This window comes from Streptomyces abikoensis (genome assembly GCF_014648775.1).
Lineage (GTDB): Bacteria > Actinomycetota > Actinomycetes > Streptomycetales > Streptomycetaceae > Streptomyces > Streptomyces abikoensis.
Genome location: NZ_BMRT01000014.1, coordinates 60,361 through 77,528, shown reverse-complemented (window position 1 = coordinate 77,528; position 17,168 = coordinate 60,361). Strand labels below are relative to the sequence as shown.

Below are 17,168 nucleotides of genomic sequence, written 5' to 3'. Positions count from 1 at the left end.
TTGTGGGGAGGGTGGAGCGCGTGCAACGGGACGGTACCAACAACGAGTTCAACAACTCGAACGCCAAATTCGTCTTCATGGGACGGGAGATCACCGTCCAAGGTGTGCCCTGCCCGTCCGCCCCCGCCCCCTCCGCCGACGACTGGGTGGACCTGGCCGTCCGTTCGACGGCGTGGCGCCACGTACCCGCCGACCGCGACGCGTCCTTCTTCCGTGAGCGCGTCGCCGAGACCGTCGCGGCCCTGGCCCGCCTCCGGGACGAGGCGGAGGGCGAGCTCGCCGACGACCCCTGGCGGGACGACGCCGTCGTCCCGCGCTTCGCGGAGAGCGTGGAGTGGCTGCTGGGAGAGCCGGGGCCCGAGTGCCGGCTCGACCTCTACCCGGCGGAGGCGGCCCTGCTCGTCCTGATGCCGTTCGTGTACCGCGTGCAGACCCTGCGCCTGGCGGCTTCCTTACGGGCACGGGTCGCCCCGAAGCGCCTGGACAGGCATCCCGGGCCGGGCCCCGAGCGCGCGTCGTTCGAGGTGTTCGCCGAGGGGCACGACCTGCTCGTCAAACGCGCCCTCCAGCACCCCGAGGCAGCGGAACCCATCGGCTGGTGGCTGTTCCACCGATGGCTGGCGCTGCGGGAAGAGTTCTCGGACGCGGCGACGGTCCGGACGCTATGGGAGGCGGTCGGCGCCCCGGCCCACGCGCTGGGGGAGGCCCTGGACCCCCGCCGGATCTGCCGCCTCCTCCACGGCCTGCGCCGCGGCCCCGACGTCTGCAACCGCGAATACCTCGACGAGCTCCCCGCCGACGACGCCGCCGGCGTACGCGGCGGCGGCCCCCAGCGCATCCGCGACCAGCGGCTGGCCCTCCTCCTCGCCCTCGCCCACGGCGCGAGCCGTGAGATCACCGCCCTGCCGCAGATCGTCGTGGAGCACCTGGGCATTCCCCACCCCGTGGACCTCGTCCAGTTGCGCCGCACGCTGGAAAGATCCCGCTGGGGCGGCTCCCACGACCTCCCGGTGCTCCACGCCGAGTGTCACCACGAGGCCGTCATCGAGGGCCTCCGCGCCTACACGGACCGCACGGACACCCTCCTGGCCGCCGTCCGCCGCACGGCCCGCGAGCGCGTCACCCAGCCCGTGCCCGCCCTCCCGGCCCGCCTGTCGGCGGACGGCGTGACCCCGGCGGAGGGCGTCTTCACGGGCTGGGCCAGCTTCCGCCTCGACGAACGCCGCGTCCGCGACCTCCTCATGGGCGTCCAGCTCTACCGCGACCGCGACCTCGCCGTCCGCGAGCTCTACCAGAACGCCCTGGACGCCTGCCGCTACCGCCGCGCCCGCACGGAATACCTGGACCGGACGCGGGACGCCACGTACACGTACGACGGCCGGATCGACTTCGAGCAGGGGACGGACGACGACGGCCGCGAGTACGTCGAGTGCCGCGACAACGGCGTCGGCATGGGTGAATCGGAACTGCGCGGGGTCTTCTCCCAGGCGGGCTCGCGTTTCGTCGACCAGCTCGACTTCAAGCTGGAACGGGCGGGCTGGGCGGAGGCCGTTCCACCGGTGGAGCTGTTCCCCAACAGCCGTTTCGGCATCGGCGTGCTGAGCTATTTCATGCTCGCTGACGAGATCCGGGTGACGACGTGCCGTATGGACGCGCGGGGGCGGCTGGGGCCGCTGCTCCGGGTGTCGATCTATGGCCCGGGCCACTTGTTCCGCATCGAGCGGCTGGAGGAGCGGGGGGACGAGGCGGGCACGCAGGTCCGGCTCTACCTGCGGGACGGGACCGACTCGTCGTGCCTGAGCACCCTCGAACGTCTCCTCGGCATCGCCGAGTTCCCCACCGAAGCCCGCCACGGCGAGCGCGTCAGGACGTGGCAGCCCGGCCGGCTCACGGCGCGAGACGCCCCGGACCGGGAACGCTTCGGGCTGAACGCTCACGGTGCGCTGGTCGAGTGGCCGGAGGCCCCGGACGGCGTGCAGGTGTTCTGGTGCGAGAACGGGGGCGGTCTGCTCGTGGACGGGCTGGTCGTCCAGCCCGAGATCCGGCGGGGTGTGCTCTCGGCGGACGGCCACTCGGGGTTGCGCGGGGCAGTGGTCAACCTCTGCGGAGCACACGCCCCGGGGCGGCTCTCCGTCGACCGGTCCAGGGCGCTGGACGATGTCTCGGGGCAACTGGAGGATCTGCTGGGGCGGGCGCTGAAGAGCCTGCTCGCGAGCGACGAGGCGCTGCCGAGCTATGCGTGGATCTGCCATATCGCGGAGTCCAGCCACCGGCTGGCCGACATGATCACCAAGGCGGTCGGCGAGGCGGGGCGGGTGCTGACCTTCCAGGGCTGCGATGTCGACATGGCCACGGCCGGGTGCCTCCCGTCCGACATGGAGTTCCTGCCCGGGGGCGTTTTCGGGGACGGCGACCGGCGCAAGAACGCGCCGGGTCTGCCATGGACGAGAGCCATCGGCATCCCACCGGACCACGTCCTGCTCTGGCGGATCGCCGCGCACGGGCCCAGCGCTGCCCTGACGCTCCTGGAGGAAGCGTGTCCGGAGCTTCGTGACGTTCGGGTACGCCCGGCCCTGCCCTCCGACATCTTGCTGCTCTCCCGGAAGGGCACGTCGGTCCAGTACCGGCACTGGAACCTTCGCATGGGGTGGAGCAGGCACCTCCGAGACTGCTTGGCCACGGCGGACGAGCTCGGCATCACCTGGCAGTCCGCCGCCCAGCGCGCCGCCGAGCTGGGGGTCCGGCCCCTCGACCGGCCCGTGGCGGTGGACGAACTGCGGAGCGCGGCCCGTTCCATGGGCGTGGGCGTCGAAGAAGCGGCCGCCCGCTGGAGAGACATCGGCGTTCCGGTCCGGGAAGCGGTGGTGACGCTCGCCGCGGCCGCCGATCACGATTCCCTGATCGGCCTGGACCTGGCTCCGGCCGGTCACAGTACGGGGTGGCTGGAACCCGATGAGACCGTCCCTCCCGGGCACATCGCCAAGGCGAGTCTGACCCTCGGCATTCCCGTGCCCGCGGTCTGCGCGAGGCTCGACGCGTACGGCCTGCGATACGACGCCGCCTGCCTGCCGGACCGGCCGGATGCCAGGGTCGTGACACTGCTGAGCCAGGAAGCCAACGGGAAATACCCGTGGCGCACCCACGCGAAGCCGACTGCTGCGGGCCAGGTGCTCGAGAGCGCCGTCAAACTGGGGATCCCGCCGGGCCAACTGCTGGCCGAGCTCGCCTATCTCGGCTTCCGTACTCCCTCGGATTTCCCTGCCGACGCCAACGCCGATGACATCCAGCTGCTGCGTGACGACAACGGCTATCTGCGGCCCGGAAAGGGAGTCCTCTATTGGCACGTTCTGCGCGGAGGCGGCCGCTCGCCGCAGGAGAACATCGACCGGCTGCGTGATTACGGCATCGGTGTCCCGCTCACTCTCCCGTCCGCGCCGACTCGGCTGGACGAGGAACTGCTGGCGTACGAAAACCTGTGGTGGGAGATCGACACGGAGAATCCCGTCCCCTTCGCCCATGTCGTGAACGCCGCCGAGGCGCTGCGGACAGTGCCGGAGGAAGTGGCCTGGCACCTCCGTGGATACGGGGTCCGGCTCTCACGGGACGATCTGCCGGAGGGCCTGAGCTTCGCCGAAGCGCGCGCGTTGATCAGGAAGGGCGAGCACGACATGGATCTGCGGATCTCGGGTACGTTGCGGGGCTTCGACCTCCGGGATCTCCTCCAGGCCTCGCTCCGACTCGGCCACCCCCTGAACCAGATCACCACCTGGCTCCAGGAGCTGGGCCTGCGGGTCGCCCCGGCGGCCGACACCATCCGGGCGGCGCTCAGGCTCGTCCCCCGCGCTTGATTCCCGCCCTGATCCGGGCAACGTGGGCCCGTACGACCACCTCGTGCTGCGCGCTCACCCCGGCATCCGGCACGTCCACGCCCCGGCAGACGCGACAGAGCCCGCCGGAGAGGGCTTCCGGGCGGCCGGGTGTGCGACAGGAGGTGCACTCCATGATCCGGCGACCGAGCGCCTGGGGCACCGAGGGTGGCTCGGGCGGCATCTTCTCCCTGAGCCGCGTTCGGGTGAAAGCGGCGGGGGAGTGGACGGAGGCCGGGAGCCCGGCGGTGAGGGCGGCGACGAGCTGGGCGGGTGGGATGCCGCGTGCCAGCCATTCCGCCGCGAGGGGTTCGAGGTCGGCGCACTCTCTCGCCGAGAGGGCGAGGCGGGGGTCGGCGAGGCCGAGGGTGGCGAGGGCGTCGTAGGCGGGGGAGCGCTGCGGTTTGGTCTCCGGCTGGGGCTCGTCGCCCTCGTTCAGCCAGCGCTCCCACCATGCGTCGCTGCGCGCCGTTCGAGAAAAGAACGTGCGGAAGACCCACTGCGTGGTGCCGTCACCGGCAGGCTCGCGGATGCGGCGCAGGTGGCCCGCCTCGGAGAGGTTGTTGAGGGCGGTCCGGACGGCCTGCTGCCCGTAGGGCAGCTCCTTGGCCAGCGTCTTCGCGTCCATCGCCGCGCCGTCGGGCAGCCGGTCGATGTGGGAGGCGATGTACGCCTCGCGGGCGGGGAGGTGGGCGAAGGTGTGGGGGTCGCGGGGGGCCTGGCCGGGGGCGGAGCGTTTTCCGTAGCCGGGGGAGGCCATGGGGGGACTAATGTTGGCGTCAGCCATGGGATCGATTCCTAATCCTTAGCGATCTTGATGGTCAGACCCCCGTTCGGTGTTGGAGCACCGGCGGGGGTCGCTTGTTGCTGCGCACGCTACAGGGAGAGCGCACAGCGTCGCGACTCGGTTGCGGAAAGTCACTCGGGTGTGCAAGAGGCGGGGAGGGAGGGCGGGTTGAGCCCACCTCCCATTCCTAAGAGAAGGCGCTCGAATCCCGAGTCCCGAAGCTCGGGTGCTGCAGGAACGTTCCCCAGGAGGCCCTGGGGACGGATATTCGGGGGCTGTCGTCGGACCCGAGCTTCGAGTCCCGGACGTGGACGGCGTGCGGGGAGGTGGCGACCTCCACGCATTCGCTGCCGTCACCGGCACTGAAGCTCGACTTGAACCACTTCATTGCGTGTCTGCCAATTCCTCGATGAAGGCTGCCGATTCGCCCGGGCCCATGGCCAGCTGAGTGATGCGTGCGAGCGTCTGCGTCGCCTGACTGACCTTGTCCGGCTCGGCGGTCAAGGAGGAGGTCAGTTGCCCTTCCTCGTAAGCGAAATGCTTGTGATCCGGTGTCTCGAGCAGGATCAATGATCCGTCCATGCCGACGGGGATGCCGTCGAAACGGAGAGCCTGGATCGTCACGTTGCGACGCTTGCTCACCGTCAGCAGGTGGTGCAGCTGCCGCTGGTGCTGTTCCCTGCTCGCGATCGGGTACCGGAGGGCGGGTTCTCCGATCACGTAGTTGAAAACGTGCGTTTGCTTGTCCAGTAGAGCCTGGCGCTTCATCCGGTTCGCGACACGTACCTCAACGGTCTGGTCGTCGAGCGGTGGCCACCAACTGCCGATCAGCTCCTGTGCGTACTCCTCCGTCTGGAGCAGCCCAGGGATCCGCATCGGCTGGTACGAGCTGATGGCGATCGCCTCTGCCTCGTACCGCATGTAGTCGTGGCTGCGCTCCGGAAACTGCTCGGGCTCCAGATACTTCTCCGCCGCCCGCAGCAACCCCTTCGCCCCACAGAGCTGATCGGCGATGCGCAGCAGATGCACCGCCGGCCGTCGCCGCCCCTGCTCCACCGAGGCGATCGTTTCGCAGCCGTATCCGGCCTCCTTGGCCAGCGTCTCGCGGCTGACTCCGGCGAGGTTCCGCCAGAGCTTGATCTGCTCGCCGCAGTACTGCCACGCCATGGGCCGTGGGCGCGTGTACGTCATCGGATGAGTCCTCTCGTACTTACTCCCGTCGCTACCGCATACGACGATCCCAAGCCAGGGTGGTTTCGGCCTCGCGATGAGAAAACTTACGCACCACGTCCCTCCCGGGCCCCGATAACGGTCGTACGCCTCGACATCCCACTGAAATACGCAAAAGTCCTGTTTGAGCCACCTTGACCGGCGGCAGCATGGTGATGTGGAGGGGAACCCGAACGCGCCCGCCCCGCTGCCCTATCCACGGGGCTGGTTCTGTCTGAGCTCGACCCGTGAGCTGAAGGCCGGCACGGTCGCCACCCGGCGGCTGGCGGGCGAGGACGTCGTCCTCTACCGGACCCGTGGCGGGCGGGTACGGGCGATCCGTCCGCACTGCCCGCACCTCGGGGCCCACTTGGGCCATGGCGGCACGGTGGACGGTGAATACCTCGTCTGTCCCTTTCACCGCTTCGCCTACGGCCTGGACGGCACCTGCCGGCGCTCGCCGTACGGCCCGCATCCACCGGAGCTCTCCTTGACGTTGCTGCCGGTGTGCGAGGTCAACGGCATGATCTGCGTCTGGTACGACGAGACGGGGGCGCCGCCCGACTGGCAGCTACCGGAGCTGCCGAAACCGGGCTTCAGCACGCCGGTGCAACGCACCCTGCAGGCGGACACCCACCCGCAGGAAGTGGCGGAAAACATCTCCGACTACGGCCACAAGGGCCCGATCCACGGCTTCGTGGACACGAAGGAGCTCGTCACCGCGAGGACGGACGGCCCGGTCCGCACGGCGAAGGTGCGGGCGCGGCGCAGCCTTCCGCTGATCGGCATAGTGCCGGTCGACTACGCGGTACGGCAGTTCGGGCTGGGGCTGGTGCTGGCCGAGGCGGAGATCCCGGCGCTCGGGGTGTCGATGCGGATGTGGGTGAACCCCACGCCGACAGGGCCGTGGCGGACGCAGTTCCGCGTCTTCGTCGGCTGCGCGATCACGGTCCCCTGGGCCGTCCCCGACCGCTTCCGCGACCCACCCCTCGCCGTGGCCTCCCACCTCCTGGCCCGCTTCGGCCTCACCTGGCTCACCCACGACGTCCGCAAGGACATCACCATCTGGCACAACAAGCGCTATCTCCCCCACCCCCGCCTGCAACGCGGCGACGGCCCTATCGGAGAACTCCGCCACTGGGCCCGCCAGTTCTATGCGACGGCGGAGAGGTGACCGGTGGTCGGTCAGACCTCGATCAGGCTGCGCAGATCGATCTCGATGGGGAAGGGGACGTCGGTCTTGAGTGTGCCGGTGTGCTTGAAGCACTCGGGGCTGGGGATGTACCAGTCCACCTCCCGGTGCAGCCAGAACTCGTACACGACGGGCAGGTCGTCCTCACCGCGTTCGACGCGCCAGTAGTGGTCGATCTTTGCGTCGGCGTACATGGCCGGCTTGTAGTAGCGGTCCTCTGAACGCGTGCCGGGAGAGACGACCTCGACCGCGAGCACGGCCTTCCCGGCGGGAGTGCAATCCAGGGTCCGCACGTCGAGATCGCGCTTGTCGAAGACCAGGACGTCAGGCGTTAGGACGCTGCGCTCGTCGAGCATGGTCCACCGTTCGATATTGGCGGTGAATGGCTCGCGCTTCGCGCTTCTCAGCCGGTGATACAGCTCATCGCGGACCTCGTCGTGCCACCAGCTGGTTTTCCCCCGGACCACGATCTTCCCGCCCAGTAGTTCCCAGCCGCATGGCAGGGCGAGGTCCTTCACCTGCTCGTACGTCCAGCCGTCCTCGGGCGGGTACATCCAGTTGCTCAGCGTTGCTCTCATGGACCGGATGGTGGGCGAGATCGTGGACGCATGTCCCGCACTCGAACGTAATGCCACCCACCCGGGTGAGGACGGACCGTTTCTCCGACTCGCGGTGCCCCGCGACTTGCACCTCACGTCACGTGAGCCCCCACCGTGGAGCGTGCAAGGAACGAAAGGAGCGGAGCCGATGAGCTACTCCGTGGGACAGGTCGCCGCCCTCGCCGGCGTGACCGTTCGGACGCTGCACCACTACGACGAGATCGGTCTCCTCCCGTCCGGCCGCAGCCACGCGGGACACCGGCAGTACGAGGACGCGGATCTCGACCGGCTGCAGCAGATCCTGTTCTACCGGGAGCTCGGGTTTCCGCTCGAGGAGGTGGCGGCGCTGCTGGACGATCCGGACGCCGATCCGGCCGAGCACCTGCGGCGGCAGCACGAGCTGCTGACCGGCCGCATCGACCGGCTCCAGCGCATGGCCGCCGCCGTGGAGCACGCCATGGAGGCGCGAAAGATGGGCATCAAGCTCACCCCCGAGGAGAAGTTCGAGGTCTTCGGCGACTTCGACCCCGACGCACACGCGGCCGAGGCCGAACGCCGCTGGGGCGGCACGGACCCGTACAAGGAGTCGCAGCGCCGGGCCGCCGCTTACACGAAGGAGGACTGGCTGCGGATCAAGGCCGCCGCCGACGGGCTGAACGCGCGGATCGCCGCGCTCATGGAGAGCGGCGCGGCGCCGGAGTCGGAGGAGGCGATGGATCTCGCGGAGGAGCACCGGAGGCAGATCGGTGAGTCCTTCTACGACTGCTCGTACGAGATCCACGCCGGGCTCGCCGAGATGTACGTCGCGGACGAGCGGTTCGCCGCGACGTACGAGTCGATCAGGCCCGGCATGGCCGCCTTCCTGCGGGACGCGATCCTCGCGAACGCGATCCGCCGCAGCTGATCTGCGCTGAGTCGGCGCTTCACGCGTGCGGGGAGATCACCACGGCCGTGCCGTAGGCGCAGACCTCGGTGCCGACGTCGGCGGCCTCCGTCACATCGAAGCGGAACATGAGCACCGCGTTGGCACCACGGGCGCGGGCCTGCTCGATCAGTCGCTCCATGGCCTGGTTGCGGGTCTCGACCAGGGTCTTGGTCAGGCCCTTGAGCTCGCCGCCGACGAGGGACTTCAGGCCCGCGCCGATCTGGCTGCCGATGTGCCGGGAGCGCACGGTGAGGCCGAAGACCTCGCCGATGACGCGGTCGACCCGGTAGCCGGGCACGTCGTTGGTGGTGACCACCAGGACGTCCTGGGACTTCTGGCCGCCGCCGTACTCGTCGATGCCCATGCATCCACCTCCGTATGTGTGTGCAGTTTTGCCGTTCGCCGTTCGGGACGCACGCCGGGGCGGCCGGGTTGCGCCGTTCGGGTGTACACGGAACATAACGGCACGTGAGCGGGCGTGCGCGCCCCGGGACGGGTGCCGGGGGGCCGTCTGGAACCGGGGTCGTCGCGGGCACGTTGGTAACCTCGGGCGGCACACCGCCTCCCCCGCCTGTGCCCGGGCCTCGCAACGAGCCTGCGAGCCTGCGCCCTCCACCCAGGAGACCGTCAACCGTGACCCCCACCACTCTCGCGCTCGGCCCCCAGTGGCTGGACTCGGACTACCTGATCGGCCAATTCGGCCTGTGGGGCGTCCTGGCCATCGTCTTCGCCGAGTCGGGCCTGCTCATCGGCTTCTTCCTGCCGGGCGACTCGCTGCTGTTCACGACCGGTCTGCTGGTCACGACGAACGCGCTGAAGTATCCGTTGTGGGTGGTGTGCGTCCTGGTGATCCTCGCGGCGATCCTCGGCGACCAGGCCGGCTATCTCTTCGGCCGCAAGGTCGGCCCCGCGCTCTTCAAGCGGCCGGACTCGAAGCTCTTCAAGCAGGAGAACATCGAGAAGGCCCATGAATTCTTCGAGAAGCACGGGCCGAAGTCGCTGGTCCTGGCCCGCTTCGTGCCGGTGATCCGGACGTTCACGCCGATCATCGCCGGCGTGAGCCGGATGAACTACCGCTCGTTCCTCATCTTCAACGTCATCGGCGGCGCCCTGTGGGGCGGCGGGGTGACGCTCCTGGGCGCGGCGCTCGGCAAGATCGAGTTCGTTCACAAGAACATCGAGCTGATGCTGGTCGCGATCGTGCTGGTCTCGGTCGTGCCGATCGCCATCGAGTTCCTGCGGGCGCGGTCCAAGTCGAAGAAGGCGGCCGCTGCCGCGGCGGAGGAGGCCGCGTCCGTTCCGCCCGCTCCGGCCACGCCGTCGGACGACGGGTTCGACTGGGGCGGGTTCGGCCTGGGCGAGGACGGCCCCAGGCACGGTAACGGGCAGGGGCACGGTAACGGTCACGGTGGCCAGGCTCAGGGCGGCGGCCCCGACGGCGGGTACGGGAACCACGGCGGTCACGGCGGTCAGGGCGGCCAGGCCGGCGGCTTTGGCAACCAGGGCGGCTACGGCGGGCAGGACGGCTACGCCGCGGCCGGTGGTTACGGGGGTCAGGGCGGGTACGCCGGGCAGGGTGGATACGCCGGGCAGGGCGGCGGCTATGGCGGCCAGCAGGGCGGCCAGGGCGGCTACGGCGGTGGTTACGGTTCCGGCGGCTACGGCCAGCCCCAGCCCCAGGCGTACTCGCAGCCCCAGGCGTACCCCCAGCAGTCCCAGCCCTACCCCCAAGCCCAGCCTCAGCCCTACCCCCAGGGCCAGGGCCAGGCCCAGCCTCAGCAGTACCCCCACCCCCACCCCCAGGCCCAGCCTCAGCCTCAGCAGTACCCCCACCCCCAGGGCGGCTACGGCAACAACAACGCCTACGGCCAGGGCGGCTACGGCAGCAATGCCTACGGCTACAACAATGGCGGCAATGCCGGTGGCTACGACGGTGGCGGCTACGACAACGGCGGCTACGACGACGGCCAGGAGCGCCCCCACCACCCCCAGCAGCCCCGGCACTGACGCGGAACGCGGCACCTTCCCGCCGTTAACGGCACATTAGGGAACCGTCAGGGAGCCCGTCGCTCCGTTTTCCCCGCCCCCGGTGCGCGGGCCCCTCGCCCTGCGTGCATCCTGGCCGTAACAGGAGGGTCGCACCGAGGAGTACGTGGTGGTGGAACGCCAGCGGGGAAGCGGTACGGCGAGCCAGGACGGTGAGCCCGACCGGGGCGCCGAGGACCGCAAACCGCAGTCCGACGAAGCGCACAGCGCCTTCACCCCGCCCCTGGGCGTGCCCCTGCCGCCCGCGCCGCCCGAGGACGACCACCCCACGTCGGAATTCGCCCTTCCCAAGGGCGTCGTCAAGGGCACCGGCAAGGGCGGGACGAAGGGCGCCGAGGGGGCTGCCTCCTCCTACGCCGCCTACACCCCGCCGTACGGGATACCCAAGGTCAGCCTGACCAAGGAGGCGCCCTGGCAGGACCGGATGCGCACGATGCTGCGGATGCCGGTCCTGGAGCGGCCGGTGCCGGAGCGGCCGGAGAAGCACGCGGAGGAGCCCGGGCCGCCCGTGCCGCGCATCCTCGACCTGACGCTGCGCATAGGCGAGCTGCTGCTCGCGGGCGGCGAGGGCGCCGAGGACGTGGAGGCGGCGATGTTCGGCGTCGCGCACGCGTACGGGCTGGCGCGCTGCGAGCCGACCGTCACGTTCACGCTGCTGACCGTCAGCTACCAGCCTTCGCTCGTCGACGACCCGGTCACCGCCAACCGGACGGTGCGCCGGCGCGGCACGGACTACAACCGGCTGGCGGCGGTCTTCCGGCTCGTCCACGACATCACCACCCAGGGGCTGACCCTGGAGGAGGCGTACGGGCGCCTCGCCGAGATACGCCGCAACCGTCACCCGTACCCGAGCTGGGCGCTCACCCTCGCCTCCGGGCTGCTGGCGGGCGCGGCGAGCCTGCTCGTGGGCGGTGGGCTCGTGGTGTTCCTGGCGGCGGCGGTCGGGGCGATGCTCGGCGACCGGCTGGCGTGGCTGGCGTCGGGGCGGGGGCTGCCGGAGTTCTACCAGTTCGTGGCGGCGGCGATGCCGCCCGCGGCGATGGGCGTGGCGCTGAGCGCCACCGGTACGCCCGTCCAGGCGTCGGCGGTGATCACGGGCGGGCTGTTCGCGCTGATCCCGGGACGGGCGCTGGTCGCGGGCGTCCAGGACGGGCTCACGGGCTTCTACATCACGGCGGCGGCGCGGCTGCTGGAGGTCGGCTACCTCATCGCGGGCATCGTCTGCGGCGTGCTGGTCGTGCTGTACGGAGGTGTGCACGTCGGCGGGAAGACGCTCAACCCGGAGGCGGCGCTGGTCCACCGGGAGCGGCCGGTCATCCAGATCGTGGCGGCGATGCTGCTGGTGTTCGCGTTCGCGCTGCTGCTTCAGCAGGAACGTCACACCGTGCTGCTGGTGACGCTGAACGGCGGGGTCGCGTGGGTCGTCTACGGGGCGCTCGCGGACACGGCGGGGCTGGACCCGGTGCCCGCCACGGCGATCGCGGCCGGCCTCGTCGGCCTCTTCGGCCAGCTGCTGTCGCGCTACCGCCACACGTCCGCGCTGCCGTACGTGACGGCGGCGATCGGCCCGCTGCTGCCGGGTAGCGCCACGTACTTCGCGCTGCTGAACTTCGCGAAGAACGAGCTGAACACGGGGATCTCGGCGATCACGAAGGCGGCGGCGCTGGCGCTGGCCATCGCGATCGGGGTGAACCTGGGGAGCGAGATGTCCCGGATGTTCCTGAAGGTCCCGGGCGAGGCCGCGACGCGCCGCGCGGCGAAGCGCACGCGCGGCTTCTGAGCGGTACCGCGCCCCGAAGGGGCGCGGGGAACTGCGCGACCGGCCACGGACGGCCCGCGGCCGCATGACCTCGCTTCGGCACCCCTGGGCACGCCAAAACCGCCGCGGCGGCGTTCTGCCACCACGGCGGTGTCCGGCGGTGCCGGGACCGGCCTCAGGCCGACCCGGCATTCACCAGCTGCACGTCAGTGCGTCAGTGGTGGGCCCCACCCGACGCCTCAAGGCGCTTGTAGGACGCCTCGATCTCCGCCTCGGCCTCCGCGCGCCCGACCCAGTCCGCACCCTCGACGGACTTGCCCGGCTCCAGGTCCTTGTAGACCTCGAAGAAGTGCTGGATCTCCAGGCGGTCGAACTCCGAGACGTGGTGGATGTCACGGAGGTGCTCGACGCGCGGGTCGTTCGCGGGGACGCACAGCAGCTTGTCGTCGCCGCCGGCCTCGTCCGTCATGCGGAACATGCCGATGGCGCGGCACTTGATGAGGCAGCCGGGGAACGTCGGCTCGTCGAGAAGGACCAGCGCGTCCAGCGGGTCGCCGTCCTCGCCGAGGGTGTTCTCGACGAAGCCGTAGTCGGCCGGGTAGCTGGTCGAGGTGAAGAGTCGGCGGTCCAGACGGATGCGACCGGTCTCGTGGTCCACCTCGTACTTGTTCCGCGAACCCTTCGGGATCTCGATGGTGACGTCGAACTCCACGGGTGGCTCCTTCTGATCAACACATACGTCTGGTGATTAAGTGTCCCCCACGCAGGAGTGTGGTGGCGAAAGGGGCTGGTCCGTGGTGCCGCAGGCCGGACGCCGGCAGGTCGGGTGGTGGCGGGACGCCTCTCGCGAACAACGGCGAACCGTACGGTTCGCCGCCTTGTCCGCCGTGGCCGGCCTGGCGCTGGCGACCGGCGCGGTGACAGCCACCGGGCCCTGGGACGGGGGTCAGCGTAAGGCCGAACGGGACCTCGCCGCAGCCGCGGCACGGCCCGGCGGCGCCCGTCACGCCGACGGCGAACGCGCGCCGGGCGCCGCGCCGCCGGTGCTCGCGGGCCTGAAGGCCGCCGGGAAGCGCCCCGCCGGCGGCCCGGCGGAGGCGCTGGCGCCCGTCCTGGACCCCCTCCTGAAGGACTCCGCGCTGGGTGCCGACCACGCGGCCGCCGTCGTCGACGCCACGACCGGGGAGCGGCTGTACGGGGTGGCGCAGTCGGACGCGTACACCCCGGCGTCCACGATCAAGCTGGCCACGGCGGCCGCCGCCCTGTCGGCGGTGGGGCCGGAGCACCGCATCGAGACGACCGTGATGGCGTCGGGCGGCGGCGACGGCGTCGTCCTGGTGGGCGGCGGCGATCCCACGCTCACCGCGGCCGGCCTCGGCGACCTGGCCGACGCCACGGTCCGCGCCCTCAAGGCGCGCGGCACCACCGGGCGGGTGAAGGTGGCGTACGACGTCTCGCGCTACTCCGGGCCCGTGCTCCACACGATCGGGCTCAACGACAACATCGCCCCCGTCAGCCCCCTGATGGTCAACGAGGGGCGCCTCGACGACTCCGACCACGGGCCCGCCGACCGTACGGCCGAACCGGCGGCGGACGCTGCCCGGAAGTTCGCGGCGCTGCTGCGGGAGAAGGGCGTGGACGTCGACGGCGAGCCGGGGGAGGGGCGCGCGGAGGGGAAGGCGGCGGCACGGCTGGCGTCGGTGGCGTCCGCGCCGGTGTCCGCGCTGGTGGAGCGGATGCTCACCAACAGCGACAACGACATCGCGGAGGCGCTGGCGCGGCAGACGGCGCTCGCCTCGGGCAAGCCGGCGAGTTTCGAGGGCGCGGCGCAGGCCGTCACGGAGCGGCTCGCGGCGCTGGGCCTGCCGATGCCGGCCGTCCGCGTCGTCGACGGCAGCGGCCTGGACCGCGCGGACCGCGCGTCTGCGGAGTTCCTCGCCCTGCTGCTGGCCCGGGCGGCGGAGCCCGGCCGTCCGGCCCTGCGGCCGGTCCTCACGGGGTTGCCCGTGGCGGGCTTCAGCGGCACCCTGCGCGACCGCTACCCGCGCGACGCGGCGGGCCGCGCGGCCGTACGGGCCAAGACGGGCACGCTGACGGGCGTGAACACGCTGGCCGGGACGGTCGTCACGCCGGACGGGCGGCTGCTGGCCTTCGCGTTCCTGGCCTCGGGGACGACGGACGCGGATGCGGCCCAGAAGGCCCTCGACCGGGCGGCGTCCGCGCTGGCCGGGACGTAGCGGAGGCCCCTGTCCCGCCCTTTCACCGTTTCCGAGCGGGGCTGCCGCCCCCTCGCACCCCCGGCTCCGTGCCGGACGGGCTGAATTCAGCCCGTCCGGCGTTGAGGACCGGGGTCCGGGGCGGAGCCCCGGTCAAGCCCTCCACCCCGGCCACCCCCACCACGTACGGTGAAGGCATGACGAGCGTCGGTGGTACGGAGATGGTCGACTGGAAGCTCGCGGTGGCGACCGCGACTCGGCTCGTACGGCCGGGGCCGGAGGTCAGCCGGGACGAGGCGCGCGACGTGGTCGCGGAGCTGCGCCGGCACGCGATCGCGTCGGAGGAGCACGTCCGGGCGTTCACCCGGATGACCCACCCGGAGGGGAGCGGGGGCGCGCAGCCGCCCGTCCTCGTCGTGGATCGCGCGGGGTGGGTCAAGGCGAACGTCGCCGGTTTCCGGTCCCTGATCGGCCCGCTGCTGGGGAAGATGCAGGACAAGCGGGCGAACGCCCCGGCGGGGGCGGTGCTGGGCGCGGTCGGCGGCAAGGTGACCGGCGTGGAGCTGGGGATGCTGCTGTCGTTCCTGGCGTCCCGGGTGCTGGGCCAGTACGAGACGTTCGCGCCGGTGACGCGCGACCTGCCGGGGTCCCCGGCCGGCGGCGGACGGCTGCTGCTCGTGGCGCCGAACATCGTCCAGGTCGAGCGCGAGCTCGACGTGGCCCCGCACGACTTCAGGCTCTGGGTGTGCCTCCACGAGGAGACGCACCGGACGCAGTTCACGGCGGTGCCGTGGCTGCGGGACCACATCGAGGGGGAGATCCAGGGGTTCCTGGGGGAGACGGAGGTCGATCCGGCGACGCTGCTGGAGCGGATCCGGGAGGCGGCCCAGTCGCTGGCGGGCGGCCGGCCCGCGGACGGGGAGGAGCGCGGCGGCCGGAGCATCGTGGAGCTGGTCCAGACGCCCGCCCAGCGGGAGATCCTGGCGCGGCTGACGGCCGTGATGTCGTTGCTGGAGGGCCACGCGGACTATGTGATGGACGGCGTGGGGCCGCAGGTCGTACCGACCGTGGCCGAGATCCGGGAGAAGTTCCAGAAGCGGCGGGCCACCGGTGCCGGTCGGCTGGACGCGGCGCTGCGCAAGCTGCTGGGCCTGGACGCCAAGCTGCGGCAGTACCGTGATGGCGAGCGCTTCGTACGCGCGGTGGTCGACGAGGTCGGTATGGACGGCTTCAACCGGGTCTGGACGTCCCCGAACACGCTGCCGACCAAGGCCGAGATCGCCAAACCGGCGGACTGGGTCGCACGGGTGCACGGACGGGCCGACGGGTGATTCCGTCCACCCCCGTCACGCCCTGCTACCGGACGAACGCTCCCGTAATCACCCTTCCGAGGGACCGTGTGCCAAGGGTGGGCGTGCGATGCTCGGGTAAAGGCTCGTCTCTGTCACCATCGACGCACACAGCGTGACGGATACTCGGAGTCGGCAAGCCCCCGGCGCCGGCTCCGGCACCCCCTCCCATGGAACGATTGGACACACGGACATGGGTCCACACCCCGCGGTCGCGGCGATACGCCTGGCGGTCCGCCGCGTTCTCCACGACGTCCTCACCCTGGCCCCCACCACCTCCTCGCCCCAGGGCGCCGGCGAGCCCCCGCTCGTGCTGGTGGCCTGCTCGGGTGGCGCCGACTCCATGGCGCTCGCCTCCGCCCTCGCCTTCGAGGCCCCCCGCCTCGGGGTCCGGGCCGGTGGCGTGACCGTCGACCACGGCCTCCAGCAGGGCTCCGACCTCCGCGCCGCCGAGGTCGTGAGCCGTCTCACCGCCCTCGACCTCGACCCCGTCGAGGCCGTCCGCGTCGACGTCGGCCGGGAGGGCGGCCCCGAGGCCGCCGCCCGTGAGGCCCGCTACGCCGCGCTGGACGCCGTCGCCGACCGCCACGGCGCCGTCGCGATCCTGCTCGGCCACACCCGTGACGACCAGGCCGAGACGGTGCTGCTCGGGCTCGCCCGGGGCTCCGGCATCCGCTCGCTGTCCGGCATGGCCACCGCCTCCGGCGCCGGCGGCCGCTACCGCCGGCCCTTCCTCGGGCTGGACCGGCAAACGGCCCGGAAGGCCTGCATGGTCCAGTCCCTGCCCGTCTGGGACGACCCGCACAACGCCGATCCGGCCTACACCCGCTCCCGGGTGCGCCACGAGGCGCTGCCGGTCCTGGAGAAGGCGCTGGGCAAGGGCGTGGTGGAGGCCCTCGCCCGGACGGCCCAGCTCTCCCGTGACGATGCCGACGCCCTCGACTCCTGGGCGGCCGCCGTGGAGCCGTCCGTGCGCGACGACTCCGGCGATCTCGAGGTCGCCAAGCTCTACGCCCTGCCCCCCGCCGTGCGCCGCCGGGTGCTGCGCCGGGCGGCCATCGCGGCGGGTTCCCCGGCCGGTTCGCTCTTCGCCCGGCACCTGGAGGAAGTGGACCGCCTGATCACCGGCTGGCGCGGTCAGGGGGCCATCAATCTCCCCGGGCGCGTCGCGGTTCGCAGGCAGGGTGGCAGACTGGTCCTCCGGCAGGGCTGATGCGAGC

14 protein-coding genes are annotated in these 17,168 nt (G+C 71.5%); 8 read left to right on the top strand and 6 right to left on the bottom strand.

The features are described 5' to 3' along the window. Positions 1-20: 20 nt before the first annotated feature. The gene (locus IE096_RS29930; protein ID WP_189457042.1) at positions 21-3,848 is read left to right on the top strand and encodes a wHTH domain-containing protein; all 3,828 of its coding nucleotides are present in this window, start codon (positions 21-23) and stop codon (positions 3,846-3,848) included. Here IE096_RS29930 and IE096_RS31935 read toward each other — a convergent pair. The 3 genes from IE096_RS31935 to IE096_RS29915 all read right to left on the bottom strand — a co-directional run bounded on the left by IE096_RS31935 (position 3,826) and on the right by IE096_RS29915 (position 5,844). Beyond that, positions 3,826-4,653 carry a hypothetical protein gene (locus tag IE096_RS31935; protein ID WP_268248370.1) on the bottom strand — a complete coding sequence of 276 codons (828 nt, stop codon included), beginning with the start codon at positions 4,651-4,653 and terminating at the stop codon, positions 3,826-3,828. The two genes, IE096_RS29930 and IE096_RS31935, sit on opposite strands and share 23 nt — an antisense overlap. A 187-nt stretch (positions 4,654-4,840) precedes the next feature. Then, a complete protein-coding gene (locus tag IE096_RS29920) occupies positions 4,841-5,041 on the bottom strand; it encodes a DUF397 domain-containing protein (RefSeq protein WP_189457040.1) in 201 nt (66 codons plus the stop codon). Next, entirely contained in the window at positions 5,038-5,844 is an 807-nt protein-coding gene (locus IE096_RS29915) for a helix-turn-helix domain-containing protein (RefSeq protein ID WP_229820710.1), read from the bottom strand. The genes IE096_RS29920 and IE096_RS29915 overlap by 4 nt, the downstream gene beginning before the upstream one ends. A 196-nt stretch (positions 5,845-6,040) precedes the next feature. Here IE096_RS29915 and IE096_RS29910 point away from each other — a divergent pair, with 196 nt between their 5' ends. Next, entirely contained in the window at positions 6,041-7,036 is a 996-nt protein-coding gene (locus IE096_RS29910; RefSeq protein WP_189457038.1) for a Rieske 2Fe-2S domain-containing protein, read from the top strand. Between the two features lie 11 nt (positions 7,037-7,047). Here the strand turns inward: IE096_RS29910 and IE096_RS29905 are convergent, their stop codons facing one another. Further along, positions 7,048-7,632 carry a Uma2 family endonuclease gene (locus IE096_RS29905; RefSeq protein WP_189457036.1) on the bottom strand — a complete coding sequence of 195 codons (585 nt, stop codon included), beginning with the start codon at positions 7,630-7,632 and terminating at the stop codon, positions 7,048-7,050. Between the two features lie 169 nt (positions 7,633-7,801). Between IE096_RS29905 and IE096_RS29900 the strand changes: the two genes are divergently transcribed. Beyond that, positions 7,802-8,557, top strand: a complete 756-nt coding sequence (locus IE096_RS29900) for a MerR family transcriptional regulator (RefSeq protein ID WP_189457034.1) — start codon at positions 7,802-7,804, stop codon at positions 8,555-8,557. Positions 8,558-8,576: 19 nt separating this feature from the next. Here IE096_RS29900 and IE096_RS29895 read toward each other — a convergent pair whose 3' ends face one another. Beyond that, positions 8,577-8,942, bottom strand: coding sequence for a YbjQ family protein (locus IE096_RS29895; protein ID WP_189457032.1), 366 nt, complete (start codon positions 8,940-8,942; stop codon positions 8,577-8,579). A 269-nt stretch (positions 8,943-9,211) separates the two neighbouring features. On the opposite strand from IE096_RS29895, the gene IE096_RS29890 reads away from it, so the two are divergent. Together IE096_RS29890 and IE096_RS29885 are read left to right on the top strand one after the other, a co-directional pair. Further along, positions 9,212-10,585, top strand: coding sequence for a DedA family protein (locus tag IE096_RS29890; protein WP_189457030.1), 1,374 nt, complete (start codon positions 9,212-9,214; stop codon positions 10,583-10,585). 148 nt (positions 10,586-10,733) lie between these two features. Beyond that, on the top strand, positions 10,734-12,404 hold the full coding sequence (locus IE096_RS29885; protein ID WP_373298225.1) for a threonine/serine exporter family protein: 1,671 nt from the start codon (positions 10,734-10,736) through the stop codon (positions 12,402-12,404). Between the two features lie 193 nt (positions 12,405-12,597). On the opposite strand, the gene IE096_RS29880 is transcribed toward IE096_RS29885, so the two are convergent. Next, positions 12,598-13,095, bottom strand: a complete 498-nt coding sequence (locus tag IE096_RS29880) for an inorganic diphosphatase (RefSeq protein ID WP_126915332.1) — start codon at positions 13,093-13,095, stop codon at positions 12,598-12,600. 175 nt (positions 13,096-13,270) lie between these two features. On the opposite strand from IE096_RS29880, the gene dacB reads away from it, so the two are divergent. From dacB to tilS, 3 genes are all read left to right on the top strand, one after another. Beyond that, on the top strand, positions 13,271-14,620 hold the full coding sequence (gene dacB, locus IE096_RS29875) for a D-alanyl-D-alanine carboxypeptidase/D-alanyl-D-alanine endopeptidase (RefSeq protein WP_373298227.1): 1,350 nt from the start codon (positions 13,271-13,273) through the stop codon (positions 14,618-14,620). Between the two features lie 176 nt (positions 14,621-14,796). After that, positions 14,797-15,930, top strand: a complete 1,134-nt coding sequence (locus IE096_RS29870; protein ID WP_189457027.1) for an Rv3626c family coenzyme F420 biosynthesis-associated protein — start codon at positions 14,797-14,799, stop codon at positions 15,928-15,930. A gap of 211 nt (positions 15,931-16,141) precedes the next feature. Then, on the top strand, positions 16,142-17,161 hold the full coding sequence (gene tilS, locus IE096_RS29865; protein ID WP_189457025.1) for a tRNA lysidine(34) synthetase TilS: 1,020 nt from the start codon (positions 16,142-16,144) through the stop codon (positions 17,159-17,161). Positions 17,162-17,168: the final 7 nt, after the last annotated feature.

Bases quoted from the DNA above. Each gene is read 5' to 3' on its own strand.
- IE096_RS31935 (WP_268248370.1), bottom strand. From the start codon at position 4,653: ATGGCTGACGCCAACATTAGTCCCCCCATGGCCTCCCCCGGCTACGGA.
- IE096_RS29920 (WP_189457040.1), bottom strand. From the start codon at position 5,041: ATGAAGTGGTTCAAGTCGAGCTTCAGTGCCGGTGACGGCAGCGAATGC.
- IE096_RS29915 (WP_229820710.1), bottom strand. From the start codon at position 5,844: ATGACGTACACGCGCCCACGGCCCATGGCGTGGCAGTACTGCGGCGAG.
- IE096_RS29905 (WP_189457036.1), bottom strand. From the start codon at position 7,632: ATGAGAGCAACGCTGAGCAACTGGATGTACCCGCCCGAGGACGGCTGG.
- IE096_RS29900 (WP_189457034.1), top strand. From the start codon at position 7,802: ATGAGCTACTCCGTGGGACAGGTCGCCGCCCTCGCCGGCGTGACCGTT.
- IE096_RS29895 (WP_189457032.1), bottom strand. From the start codon at position 8,942: ATGGGCATCGACGAGTACGGCGGCGGCCAGAAGTCCCAGGACGTCCTG.
- IE096_RS29870 (WP_189457027.1), top strand. From the start codon at position 14,797: ATGACGAGCGTCGGTGGTACGGAGATGGTCGACTGGAAGCTCGCGGTG.
- tilS (WP_189457025.1), top strand. From the start codon at position 16,142: ATGGGTCCACACCCCGCGGTCGCGGCGATACGCCTGGCGGTCCGCCGC.